This is a genomic window from Corynebacterium sputi DSM 45148 (assembly GCF_000427865.1).
GTDB lineage: Bacteria > Actinomycetota > Actinomycetes > Mycobacteriales > Mycobacteriaceae > Corynebacterium > Corynebacterium sputi.
Genome location: NZ_ATYV01000020.1, coordinates 52,934 through 65,268, shown reverse-complemented (window position 1 = coordinate 65,268; position 12,335 = coordinate 52,934). Strand labels below are relative to the sequence as shown.

Sequence of the window (12,335 nt, the reverse complement as noted above, 5' to 3'; positions counted from 1 at the left end):
CCGCATGGTCGGATCGATGGGCAAAGTCGGCGCTGCCGGCGATAACGCGGCCATGGAATCGTTCTTCAGCCTGCTCCAGAAGAACGTCCTCGACCGCCGCACTTGGACCCGCCGAGAAGAGCTGCGCATCGCGATCGTGATCTGGATCGAACGGACCTACCATCGGCGCCGTCGCCAACCCCGCCTCGGACGTTTGACCCCGATCGAGTTCGAGGCCATCATGAACACGCCAGCCGCACTGGCTGCGTGACTAGAACCTGTCACCTATCCGTGCAGCAGACCCGAGCGTGTTGCGGCATTCGTGGTCGCCGGCCTGTCCGGAAATCTCTCACCAGTGGATCTTCGCCGTATCCGGGAGTCCCCGTATTTTTGTCTTGCTCAGGTCGACAAGGAACTAAGGAAGATGACGATAACGTGACTGTTCTTGCTCGGTGGATTTCAGACTGTGTCTCGCCTGTGTGGGTGGTCGCCGTGATCTCCACTGTGATCGGTGCGCTCTCCGGTGACCTTGTCGGGGGAATGACCATTGGAGCGCTGACAGGTCTGCTTCCAGGGCTCGCCATTAGCTGGCTAAACCACCGAGGCAAGATTGCTAGTGGATGGCATGTAACCAGCAGGTCCGACCGCACGCCCGTGTTTGCGTTTATTGGTCTGTGCCTGGTTCTGGCTGTCGCCTTTAGCCTTGTTGTCGGTATTTCTCGTCCATTGACGGCACTGCTCGCCGCTGAAATTTGGCTCGTAGTGTTTGCCGGGGCACTCACCGTGGGATTGAAGAAAAAACCGTCGATGCATGTAGCTGTATGGCTTGGCGGGTGGCTAGGGGTGTCCTTGCTATCCCCATGGGCTCTGATCCCGGTGATGGCGACACCAGTTGTGGCCTGGTCGCGTACGAAAATTTCCCATCACACGCTCAAGCAGGTTGTTGCTGGCGCTATTGCAGGCCTGACTGCGTTTCCAGTTTTCTTCTTTGTTCTTGGCTAGTTAGACCGAGGAGCTCGGCGGCGGTACACGACCATGGAGTCGTTAATCATCTGCGAATGCGTGATCTCAATGATCGTTCGATGTTGATCCCACGTTGCGGCGTTCCTGGGGAACATCGCGCGAGAGTCCACGCCGAGAAAGTGCATAAAGGCCTCTGCCTCCTGGGCGCTGAGAGGCGCGCCGCTGTCTTGGAGGATCTCCTCGAATCGCTCAGGTGGGGTGATAAGCCCCTGCGAGGTCATGCCAGCGGCGATTTCATCGGAGGTGTAAGGCCGACCCAGAGACGGGGGGAAGATGTACTCGATGAAAAAGTGCACTCGTTCGATCAGCGAGGGTACGTCAGCCACGATTTTCTTCCCTTCGTATGTTCTCCATAAAGCACCAATTTTATCCTATTAGTCAGCGCCGGGTTTTCAGGGAAAGCTTGCCTAAAGCTTGCCTGGGGGCCTGTTTGCCGAAATGTTCCAAGCGATAGTGACTTGTAGCGGTGCTACCCCGAGAGCGTCAGCGATAGCCTCTGTCATCTCTTCTGTCAGCGGAGTCTCGCCTCGCTCAACTCTGCTGATAGTGGATGCTCCAATGCCAGTTGCTTCTGAAAGGTCTGGCTGGGTCAGTCCACATCTTTGCCGAAGAGTGCTCAGCGTGGGCGGTGCGTTGGTCTCCAGCATGAGATCTTCGATGGTCGTGTTGAGCACATCGGCTGCAGCAGCCAGCGATCGAGCAGTGGGTTTGGCAATGCCGAGTTCCCATCCACGCACAGTGGTTGCAGACACCCGAGCAAGGCGTGCGAGGTCGTTACGGGAGTAACCCAGCTCCTTGCGTCGTTCGACGAAGGCGTTCCTGTCGAAATCTGTAATGGATTTATTGCGCTCGCTCATGCGGTTGTTCAGTTCCCCTTTAGGTTCATCCACACACTTTATAGCTTGATCTTTTTTGCCAACCTTCGTGTTCGGTCTTGCTCGGGGTTATTATCTCACGTGGCACTAAGGCAATATTCAGCATGAACTCTTGAAGGGAATAAACTGAGGGAGTAAACTGAACTTTGCTGAGTTGCTTTTCAGAAGAACCAGCACAGAGGGCATTTTGCCCATTAGGAGAGGACAGTCAGAGTGAGAAAAACACGAGTAGGGATCAGTGCCGCCGTCGGAGGCGCGGCCCTGGCCCTGGGGGCTTTCGCTGGGATTGGATCAGCGATGGCAACGCCGGATGAGGACACGGTTGTGACGCAGCCAGGTACCGAAGCGCCGCCGACCACGGTGCAGCCAGGCACTGAGGCTCCGGTCGAAAGCGCCCCGGCGCAGCCCGAGCCGTCGGTGCAGCCAGGTACCGATCCGTCCGAGAGCGCACCGCCATCACAGCAGGAAGGAACCGAAGCACCAGAGGCCACAGAGCAGCCCGGTACCCAAGCTCCAGCTGCTCCCCAGGAGCAGGAGTCTTCTGTCCCTGAGGCAACTGAGCAGGCAGGTACCGAAGCACCAGCGCAGCCGCGCGAGGAAGCCTCCAGCGCAACTAGCCAAGCCCCGGCGTCAGCTGAGCCGGTTGAAACTGCACCGGTGGCAGCCCAGCCGGCACCGGCCCAGACTGCTTCGCAGAACCCGGATGCCAGCGAGCAGCAGAGCGCAAGCCAGGTCCAGGAAGCACCGGTAGCAACTGAGGCTGACCAGACTCAGTCGCTGTCAGAAGAGGCAGCTGAAGAGTCGGATGATCAGGGCAAATCCGCCGAGTCGGAGCCTCGTGGGCTTACCGGATCGCTGGATGGCAAGGCACCGGTGGTCGCCGGACGTGCAGAGCTCACCGCTTATGAAGATGGCTTCATTCAGGCCAACCTTGACGGTTCCATCGCAGATACACAGATCACCGTGGTGGCCTCGCAGCAGATCATCCATGAGCCGGTACACAAGGCGCAGCAGGCAGGCGCAGCAGCACAGCAGCAGGTTAATGACGCTGCCGATGATGTTGTGCGTGAAGCAGTGGGAGATGAGCGCGTCGATCAGGCCGCGGAGGTCTCTGAGCAGGTGCAGCAGCACTACGACCAGGCTGTCACGGCAGTTCATGAGGCCGTGCAGGAGCCGATGAGCACCACCGTCGATGCCGGTGAGGTCACCGTCACCGCTGAGGTGGCCCAGGCAGAGCCGCTGCAGAACCAGGAGGAGATCACCGCCGAGGCCACGGTGGCCCACGAGGCGGTCCAGGTGGACCTTGCCGACAACACGGTGACCGTGCAGAGCCCTGACGCTGATCAGGCCAACATCTAGGGGGATTTCCCATGTCGTGGCGTGAGGAATTTGGTGCGTGGGAAGGATCGTCATCGTCGGCGGATTCTGCTGCGCGCAACCAAGACCAGGAATTATCCGATACCAGCACCGGTGAGGACTCTAGCGAGAGCACTGAACAGATCGCTGAGGCTCCATCGTGGCGAAATGACGCTGATCAGTGGCTGGACTATGAATCTTCCGGATCAGATGCCGAATTCCTCGAGGATCTGACCGATGAGGATGAGCAGTACTTCGACCAGGAGCAGCACTACCAGTACGACGACTCTGATGAGTACGACTGGGACGATGAGCTCGACTGGGACGAGGACGAAGCCCCTCGTCGGCGATTGTCGTTTCCCTCATTGCCCACGATTAGTCCCCGGTATGTTGTCGCGGCCGTGGTGGGCGCTGTTGTCCTTGGCTGTGGTGCCGCATGGTTTCTTAGCGGCGAGCAGGAGCAGGAACAAGCGCAGGATGTGCGGTTTTCGGTCGTTGACAATTCTGCTGAATCAACCTCTGCATCTTTGAGCTCAACTCCTGTGAGTACCCCGTGTGAGGGAATGCCGGCGGCCTCTGATGACTCCTTAGCTGGAGTGGTTGTCGCTTTTAACACCGCTTATTACTCCAATGATGCCCAAGGGCTGCTGGAGACGGTGGCGGAGGATTCCTACCTTGCTGAGCAGGCCTGGGATGAGCTCTTGCCGGACTTTGCTGGCTCTAGTTGGTGTGCCAAGACCTCGGCGCTGACTGAGAGTACTGCCTCAGTGGATACGACCGTGACGCTTCCGTCGGGGACGAAGACCAGTCACCAGCAGACATATGAGTTCGAGTGGGCCGATGGCGCTGCTCGAATCGAATCCATTTCTAGCCGAGAGAGCTAACTCATGAGTAGAGTGCTTCGGACTTCATTAGCGGCGGCAGCGGCAACAGCAACGTTGGTTGCTACCGCCGCGCCAGCTGCTGCGGTGGAGTCCACACCAAAACCAACAACAGCTCAGGTTGATGACCTGGGCAGCTTCGATGTGGGGGAGACCTCAGATCGTGGCTTTGACTACGACATCGATGCAGATCTATCTGATCTTGAACAGCAGGCTCCGCCGGAGCCTGCTAAGCCCATCGAGATCTCCGGAGAATGCCCGGCGATCTACGCCCTGGGTGTGGAGGCCACTGGAGGATCGCGCGAGGATGCACCGCGAGATGCTGATGCCGGTTTTATCGGAGGGCTGTACTCCTCCGCGTTTAACCAGGCTGGCGGAGATGATTCCCAGGCCGCACGATTTAAGCGCGAATACATTCCATACAACTCCGGCATGGGTTTTCCAGGGCCCCACGGAAACAAGGCCTACCGCGATTCAGTTGACGGCGGCGTCGCAGAGCTGACCGATCGTGCTGAGCAGATCACCAGCCAGTGCCCGGAAACGAAGATCTTCGTCTCCGGCTACAGCCAGGGAGCTGATGTTGCCGGTCGGTTCCTGGCACAGGTCGGCGCCGGTGATTCGGTTGTCTCTGCTGATCAGATTGCCGGTGGCTCGCTGTTTGGTAGCCCGACCCGCATTGATGCTGCCCCCATTTTTGTGGGCACCGACAGTGCAACTCGCCCTGATGCGGTGCCGGGCACTGACGGCGATGCTGTCTCTGAGATCCCTGAGGTTGTCTCCCAGGTGCCCGGTGGCGGCGGACCGCTGCCGGCGTCCTACCGCATTGCCTCGTTCGGTGACCTCGACGGTCGCATCGCCAGCTGGTGCATCGACGGCGACATCGTGTGCGCAATGCCTGAAGATGCTCCTTTGGCTAGGGCAATTGCCAAGGTCGGCAGTGAATTGGCGCTGACTCCAGAAGATCCGGTGTCGATCATCTCTCGCATGGCTGACTCGATGGCACTGGTGCCTGCTGAGGTGGGTATGGATGTCATCGCTGAGGATGTGCATGGGGAGACGCTGGAAACTCTGACGTACACCCCGACGACCTCTATCTCTCAGCGCCTGGAAATGGCCACCGAAACCGGTGATCAAAACGGCGCGAGCCAGCCGCGTGTGGCGGACTCCTCCGGCGATGAGGGCGCTCCGGTGACTGGCATTGATGTAGGCCTAGGCGATGATCTGACCGATACCGCGATGGATTCGCTGGACAGCGTGGGCGATCAGGCCGGCGCTTCAGCAGAAACGCTGGGAGCCACCGCACAGGAGCAGGTTGATACCTCACTGGGCCAGGTCGATACGACCGACACACCGCAGGCGGCGTCTGCTGGCGGTTTGACCGGTATGAGCGATTCGCTCGGTGGCGTGGACCTGCTCGGCAGCCTGACCGGCTCCTCTGCTTCTTCGCCATCTTCGGTAGGGCAGGGCCCCTTCACCATGGATGATTCTGTCCTTGGTGGGGATCTGAAGATCGGTTCGGCATTGCTGGGGCCGATGGTGGAGAACACCGATGGATCGAACCCGCTGCGCGCTATCGGCAAGCTCGGAATCGTCGGCATTAACGCTGCCAGCACCATCGCTCAGCGCACGCTGACGCCGCAGACCATCGCTCAGGTTGCCTCGGTCGGTCTTGCTGATCCAGGTGCCGGGTTGGCGGTGCTGTCGGCTAAGGCGGCAGGGGCTACCGCGTCGGTTCTGGTTCCTGCTGGTGTCAATGGTGCTCAGCAGGTGGTCACTGCAGCTCAGAGTGAGGTGGCCGATAACCGGGGCCTGATTGAGATGGCGACCAACGTCAAGTACTGGCAGCACGGGATGCAGCACACCTCCTACCAGTCGGTGCCGATGAGTCCGACCGGCGAGAGCGCCCTGGAAATTACCCGCCAGTGGGTCGTGGCCTCTGTCTCTGATGCCACCGGCGGTGGCGAGAACGAAGGCGAGGAAGCCCTGGAGCTCGATGAGTCGACTCAGAGCAGCGAAAGCTCCTCGGTCGAGTCAAGCACTGAGGCTGAACAGTCCAGTGAGAGCTCCTCGGCCAGCACCGAATCAACCTCCAGCATCTCGCAGGCTCCCTCCACCTCGATGGAGGAGCGCAGCGAGGAAATGCAGATGTATGGCACCTGGGATTCGGGCACTGAACCGGGTGAATCCGATGTGCCGACCGGTGTTGGCTCGCGCAACACCGATGAGGACGAGGACTCCTGAAGCTCTGATCGCTGATCAGAGCTCGAGGACATAGAGATAAGGACAGAGAAGGTGACAGCAGTGCTGAACGAACAACCCGCAGCGCCTATTGGCTACAACCTGCCATCGAAAGAGGACTGCGCGCAGATCCACGGTGAGCCAATCGCTCACTCCGGCAAAGCCCCGATGGTGTGGCTGGTCGGCGCTCACGGAGGCGCTGGTGTCACCACACTGTCGCTCCAGCTCGGCATGGCCGGGGATTCCCGGCGTGCCTGGCCAGGAGGATTCGAGGATGAATCACCGTATGCGGTGGTCGTGGCCAGCGAAACGCTGCACGGCTTGATTGCCGCTCATCACCTGCTGGTGCAGCACCGCGCTCGCGGTGCCGGCAACTCCGAATGCCTCGGGCTGATTACCAGGCAGGCAGTGCCGTCCTGGACAGATAAAAGAATGCCCCGAGAAGTGCACGAAAAACTCAAACTGGTCTCCGCAGCTGCAGATGCGCATTGGCGCATCGATTGGGATGACCAATATGCATCCACCCCTACACGGTATTTGAGAAAAGCCACTCCGGATACATTCGCTGATTTTCGCTATGCGGATGACAAAACCCGTCGACGGTGGTCCACAGATATCACCGAGACGGTACCCAAAGATGTTTTATCCCTGGGAATTGACCTCATTGAGGCAATCGGAACACGAGAGAAGGAAAAGTAATGAACACCACCAATACCGCACTGCGAGAAATCCTCGCGCAGCAGATCAACATTTCTCCGACCCCGCCGCCGGGCTCAGACAAGATCCTGGAGCTGGTCAACGTTATCGGCTGGATGGCACTCGTTGGCGGCATCGTCGCCATCGTCATCGCAGGTGCGCTGATGGGCTATGAGAAGTGGCAGTCCGGTGGGGATGCGCAGACCCCGAAGAAAATCATGTTCGCCATTGTCGGTGGCGTGATCTCCTCTATCGCCGGGTCACTGATGGCCTTTGCGTGGTCCTAATGATTGAGCTGCTCGCGCTGACCCCACCGGCAGAGGTCATGAATCCCATTCGGGTGCTCCTGAGTTGGGCTGCATGGATCGTGTTTGCCATCTTCGTCGTCGTTGTCGTGGTTATTGGCGGGTCGATGGGGTTTGAAAAGCACCAGGGGAATGGAGAATTGCCCCGATCTGGTGTGTGGCTCATTGCCACTTTATTCGGCGCGATTATTTCCGCATCGGCGGCCTCCTGGGTCACCTGGGCAATGTGACATTCACCAACAGCTAAGGAATGGCTATGGGAAGAAATACGAAAATCACCGCGATTGCAGGTATCGCACTGACCGTGCTGGTTGGCTGCGGCTCTGATGAGCAGGAGGAGACGGTGGTGGATTTGTCTGCCGCTCCGGAGCAGATCAGCTGGGTGGATGTGCACGGTGTGCAGCTGCCGGTCTCTGATGCGCACGGGCCCGAGCAGCACAACCTCGCCGGTGGCGTGGGTGTGCAGGGTTTCGAGCAGTCCCCGCAGGGGGCGTGCTTGGCTGCGATGAACCACCCGCTGCGTGCGGTAGCTGCCTCTGACCAGAGCTGGGGTGAGGCAGCACGATTGGCCTTCGCACCTGGGGCTGGCCGGGATATCTACTCAGTGAACCGAGCGCAGATCAGCATCGATGGTTTTGATGCTGAGGCGATACCAACCATGCGTGGCTGCCTCATTGCGCAGGACTACTCCGCCGAGCAGGCAACGGTGGAGGTCTTCACGCAGTACCCGGATGATTCGCTGGCGCAGAACACCTACGACATGACCTGGTCTGGACAGGATTGGCAGATCGTGTTGCCAGAATCCGGCCAGGGCCAGGTAGTGGCCATCGAGGAGCTTCCGCAGGCAATGCTGGAGGTCACCCCATGAATGAGTCGACTACCTGGTTGAGCAAGTCTCGTGTGATCGCGTTGATTTTCGTAGCCGTGCTGGTGGTGGCGGGCCTGGTGCTGTTCTTCGCTCGCGGGTCGGAGGATTCGCCTACCGCTGCCCCTGCCACACACCCCGATGGTGAGGACTCGGTTCAGGCTGAACAGTGGGCAGGCAAAACCGCTGATCGCTGGGGAACGATGGTGTACTTCCCGGTTGATTCTCGAGGTCAGATCCTCTCGGAGAGGCTCACCAAACGCGATCCGGCTGATCCGTCTGCCCAGCTCATCGCCCCGGAAGGTGTGGTGATGCAGTACACCGATGTCGGCAGCACCGGAATGCCGGTGCCGTTTTCTACCACTGACGGTCCCACCGGGTTTGACGGCACGTTGCCCACCGGCTTTTCCCAGTCCGGTGCCGGCGCGGGCCTTGCCGCCGCGCACTGGGTTGCCACGATGTGGACTGAAGACACCGATGTGGTGGATGACTACGCGGCAATGGCTGACGGGTTCTCCCAGAAGAATATTGAGCGCCGCAAGCGCATGGCCCGTGGTGAGACCGGCGGAAACCTTTCTGACGAAATGCTTAGTATGCCGGCAGCAGAGGCATACAAAATTACCGCGTGGGATGGCGATTATGCCCGAGTGACTGCGTATTTTCGAGATCATAAGGACGATGTTGACTTCTACCTGACCTATGACATGGATTTGCGGTACAGCAATGGTCAGTGGATTCCTTTGCATTCTGATACCTCCACCAGTGGAGAGGCCGGAATTGCTCGGTCGCTGGATCCGGGTGCTGTGCGATGGGCATTGCGATGAGAAGGTTCCTCGCAGCGCTCATTGGCGGATTATTGCTCATGCTGGCGGTAGCAGCACCAGCATCTGCTATTCCCCAGAACGATTTGCTCAACCCCAATTCGACCACCTCCACATCAACCACTGATGACGAGGAAAGCACCTCCTCTAGTGCCGATGATGAGGATTCGTCGGACTCTGATGATGCCGCTGCAACCTCAGAGGACGAGGAAGAGGAGGACGACAGAAACGCGGCAGAAAAACTGCGGGATTGGGCTGTCGGCGGCGTTGGAGATGCGGTTTCCTCTGTAGCCGGTAGTGCCTTTGCCAATATGGTCGGCTCCTTCGCGGAATCCTCACTGCAAATGCTTATTAGCTTGATGACGTTTTGGGCGCAGATGCCCTCCAATGTATTCATTTCCGCAGCCGAGCCCGATGGAAACTCGCTGATCAGCCAGGTTCATGAGTACACCAGTTTCATCCAGATTGGCCTGGGTATTGCCTCGGTGATGTTCGTGGGTCTGAAGTTCGGTCTGGGACGCGCCCGTGACCTGGAGGAGACAACCCAGGACTCGATGATGACGATCGGTCGCATCATGTTCACCTCCGCGATGTGGGTGCCCATCGTGGTGCTGGCCACCCAGGCAGGAGATGCGTTCTCCGCGTGGGTGATTGAAGAGTCCTCCAGCAGCGCCTCAGAGGCGGCCAGGGGATTTGTCACCGGTGTGGTCGAAGAGAACTGGTCGGTCTCCACAGCCTGGATGTATGCAGCCACGGCCTCCTCCGGCGGGTGGACTGCCATCGTGCTTCTGGTGGCCATCCTGGTGATTATCACCTCGGTGATCCAGCTGGTCCTGTTGTACGTGCGCATGGGATTTTTGATCATTCTCGCTGCGATCATGCCGGTGATCGCCGCTGCCGGTGGCTTGGAAAACGGCAAGGAAGCATGGGGCAAGGCCAAAGCCTGGACCATTGCGTTGATCCTGTTCAAACCCGCTGCGGCGCTGGTCTATGCCATCGCGTTTTGGACTATCGGCAACATCGAAGAGGACGACACTGAGGCTGTCTTAGGCGCTTTGATCATCATGTCCATGGCGGTGTTGGTGTTGCCATCGTTGGTGGCACTGATTGCTCCGCCAGCAGCTCAAGCACCCCAGGGCGGCTCAGGAATGAAGGTTGCCGCCGGTATGGCCGCAGCCGGTGCAATGGTCGCTACCAAGGGAAAGATGGGCGGCGGCGCAGGAGGGCCGTCCTCCCGGCATATGGCCGGCAGTTCCATGGGTGGCGGCGCATCCGGCGGTGGTGGTGGTGGAGGAGGTGGCGGTGGTGGCCCGGTGCCCACTGCGCCGAACTCCGGTGGGGGAGCAGCGGCTATGTCCGCATCCGGCGGTGGTGGCGGTGGCGGTGGTGGTGGTGTGTCACCGACAAATGCCGCAGCAGGCGGTGGAGCAGCAGCTTCTGCTCCAGCAGCCGGAGGCGGAGGAGGTGGCGGTGGTGCAGGTGGTGGCTCTGCCGGAGGCTCCAGCGGCGGCGGCAGTGGCCGGGTGAGCTCCGGTGGATCTGATTCGTCCTCGTCCGCGGCCTCTGGCCAGGGCGCGGCGGTCTCTGCCGGAGCGGGAAGTACAAGCGGCGGCGGTGGTGCAGGACTGTCCAGCGCACCGGGCTCTTCCGGGTCCGCAGCGGTGTCTACCCCACACGCGGCAGCAGGAGCGGCCGCTCACACGCCGTCTCCGCCGGTGAATCGACTGGCCCACGCAAACCGACCTCCAGGAACAGGTGACATTCCACGATGAGCAATCTACGCACAGTTCGCACGTATGGCGGATGGACCGTTCCTCGGTCAGAGGGAATGTTCGGTCTGACCGGACCGATGACGTATTCCTTCCTCGGCTGGATTATCGGCGTGATTCTTTCATTCGCCATTTTTGGGGTTTGGGCAGCGCTGCTGATATTGGTTGCCGGTTTCGTTGTCGGCGTCGCTCTTATTATTCGCCCGCAGGGGCGCACATTATACGAATGGGTGTATTTGGCTATGGCTTTTCACAGGGCAAAGAAAAAGGGAAAGACTACGTACCGCTCCGGTCCGTTCTCGGCAATTCCTGGAGGCAACTACAAACTTCCCGGCGCACTGTCGAAGTTTGAAATGTTTGAGGGAACCACCGTTGGTGCCCAACCGTTCGGCATGATCTACAACCCCGGCGCTGGTGAATACACCATCGTTTTCCGAGTGTGGCCGCAGGGAGATGAGCTCGTCGACGGCGACACCGCCGATGCCTGGGTGGATATGTGGGGAGCTTTCCTGGCAAACCTTGGCAATGAGGGTGATATCGCCGGGGCGGTGGCCACTATCGAGACGTTCCCCGATACCGGGGTGACGGTGCGCTCAGAGGTGGCCAGTTTGGTCCATGATGACGCGCCGTACTTGGCGCAGGAAATTCTGGTGCAGGCTGCTGAGCAGCAGTCCACTCAAGGGTTGGACTTTGAAGCGCGGATGTCGCTGACTTTTCGGCCCTCCACGTCCAAGCGCTCTGATCCGCTGGAGATGAGCACCGAAATTGGCCGGCGCATTCCGATCTTGCAGAAGAAGATGGGTGCGGCTGGACTGCGCTCGGAGGCGATGAACCCTGATGAGATCATCCGATTCGTCAAGCGCGCCTACGACCCTTCCACTCAGTTGGATGTGGAGTTGGCTGATACCACCGCTGAGGGCCACCAGATCTCGTGGGACGATGCTGGCCCGGCAGCGGCGAGCCAGTCAGTGAACTACTACAACCATGATGGTGCGATCTCCACGACCTGGGAGATGCGCGAGCCGCCGCGAGGCTATGTCACCTCCGGAATCCTTGCTGGTCTGGTCTCTAAGACCCCGGACATCACCCGTAAGCGGATCTCGGTGATTTACCGTCCGCATACCGCTGGTGAGGCTGCCTCCATCGTGGACAAGGACGCTATTGATGCACGCCAGGGCACCAAACAGGAGCGCCAGCGCAAGGGTGTGGCCTCTGCTCGTAAAGAGCAGCGAGAGGTCGCCGCTGAGATCGCCCGTCAGGCAGAAGCGCTCGGTCACGGATTGTCTCGATTCGGTGTGCTGATCACGGTCACGGTGCCGGCACCTGATTCGGCTCAAGACAAGAACATGTTCCGTGAGTCGGAATTGCCCAACGTTGAGGCCATTGTGAAGTCACTGACCCAGCAGGCGCGGTTGACCATTCGGCGTCGGTTTGCCAACCAGCAGTTCTCCTTCGGTGCAGGGCTCGGGATCGGTTTGCTGATCCCGGAGCACCAGGACGCAGCCACGATGGTGCAGGGGTAGTGCC

At 59.6% G+C, this 12,335-nt stretch carries 13 protein-coding genes and 1 pseudogene; 12 read left to right on the top strand and 2 right to left on the bottom strand.

From position 1 onward, the window contains the following. Both YWU_RS0110830 and YWU_RS0110825 read left to right on the top strand, forming a co-directional pair. A pseudogene (locus YWU_RS0110830) lies at positions 1 to 250 on the top strand (integrase core domain-containing protein); the annotation flags it as partial. A 212-nt stretch (positions 251 to 462) separates the two neighbouring features. Further along, positions 463 to 981 (top strand): hypothetical protein, encoded by a 519-nt coding sequence (locus YWU_RS0110825; protein WP_156892815.1) that lies wholly within the window; start codon positions 463 to 465, stop codon positions 979 to 981. Here YWU_RS0110825 and YWU_RS0110820 read toward each other — a convergent pair. Next, a complete protein-coding gene (locus YWU_RS0110820) occupies positions 978 to 1,328 on the bottom strand; it encodes a hypothetical protein (RefSeq protein WP_027020482.1) in 351 nt (116 codons plus the stop codon). The genes YWU_RS0110825 and YWU_RS0110820 overlap by 4 nt on opposite strands. 81 nt (positions 1,329 to 1,409) lie before the next feature. Then, complete coding sequence (locus YWU_RS16465) at positions 1,410 to 1,859, bottom strand: helix-turn-helix transcriptional regulator (protein WP_034647723.1); 450 nt, start codon at positions 1,857 to 1,859, stop codon at positions 1,410 to 1,412. Positions 1,860 to 2,090: 231 nt separating this feature from the next. Here YWU_RS16465 and YWU_RS0110810 point away from each other — a divergent pair, with 231 nt between their 5' ends. Genes YWU_RS0110810 through YWU_RS0110765 form a run of 10 tightly spaced genes read left to right on the top strand, consistent with a single transcriptional unit; the run spans position 2,091 to position 12,331 of the window. Further along, positions 2,091 to 3,236, top strand: a complete 1,146-nt coding sequence (locus tag YWU_RS0110810; RefSeq protein WP_156892814.1) for a hypothetical protein — start codon at positions 2,091 to 2,093, stop codon at positions 3,234 to 3,236. An 11-nt stretch (positions 3,237 to 3,247) separates the two neighbouring features. After that, on the top strand, positions 3,248 to 4,117 hold the full coding sequence (locus tag YWU_RS0110805) for a hypothetical protein (RefSeq protein WP_027020480.1): 870 nt from the start codon (positions 3,248 to 3,250) through the stop codon (positions 4,115 to 4,117). Between the two features lie 3 nt (positions 4,118 to 4,120). Further along, entirely contained in the window at positions 4,121 to 6,355 is a 2,235-nt protein-coding gene (locus tag YWU_RS0110800; protein ID WP_084142113.1) for a cutinase family protein, read from the top strand. A gap of 51 nt (positions 6,356 to 6,406) precedes the next feature. Further along, positions 6,407 to 7,051, top strand: coding sequence for a hypothetical protein (locus YWU_RS17670; protein ID WP_051260286.1), 645 nt, complete (start codon positions 6,407 to 6,409; stop codon positions 7,049 to 7,051). Next, complete coding sequence (locus YWU_RS0110790; protein WP_027020478.1) at positions 7,051 to 7,335, top strand: hypothetical protein; 285 nt, start codon at positions 7,051 to 7,053, stop codon at positions 7,333 to 7,335. The genes YWU_RS17670 and YWU_RS0110790 overlap by 1 nt, the downstream gene beginning before the upstream one ends. After that, positions 7,335 to 7,583 (top strand): hypothetical protein, encoded by a 249-nt coding sequence (locus YWU_RS0110785; RefSeq protein WP_027020477.1) that lies wholly within the window; start codon positions 7,335 to 7,337, stop codon positions 7,581 to 7,583. Before YWU_RS0110790 ends, YWU_RS0110785 begins: the two co-directional genes overlap by 1 nt. A gap of 26 nt (positions 7,584 to 7,609) precedes the next feature. Next, the gene (locus tag YWU_RS0110780) at positions 7,610 to 8,221 is read left to right on the top strand and encodes a DUF8175 domain-containg protein (RefSeq protein ID WP_034647720.1); all 612 of its coding nucleotides are present in this window, start codon (positions 7,610 to 7,612) and stop codon (positions 8,219 to 8,221) included. Further along, complete coding sequence (locus YWU_RS17665; RefSeq protein WP_027020475.1) at positions 8,218 to 9,042, top strand: DUF8175 domain-containg protein; 825 nt, start codon at positions 8,218 to 8,220, stop codon at positions 9,040 to 9,042. The genes YWU_RS0110780 and YWU_RS17665 overlap by 4 nt, the downstream gene beginning before the upstream one ends. Further along, complete coding sequence (locus YWU_RS18235) at positions 9,039 to 10,811, top strand: DUF2207 domain-containing protein (protein WP_156892813.1); 1,773 nt, start codon at positions 9,039 to 9,041, stop codon at positions 10,809 to 10,811. The genes YWU_RS17665 and YWU_RS18235 overlap by 4 nt, the downstream gene beginning before the upstream one ends. Next, positions 10,808 to 12,331 carry an SCO6880 family protein gene (locus YWU_RS0110765; protein WP_027020474.1) on the top strand — a complete coding sequence of 508 codons (1,524 nt, stop codon included), beginning with the start codon at positions 10,808 to 10,810 and terminating at the stop codon, positions 12,329 to 12,331. The genes YWU_RS18235 and YWU_RS0110765 overlap by 4 nt, the downstream gene beginning before the upstream one ends. Positions 12,332 to 12,335 lie beyond the last annotated feature (4 nt).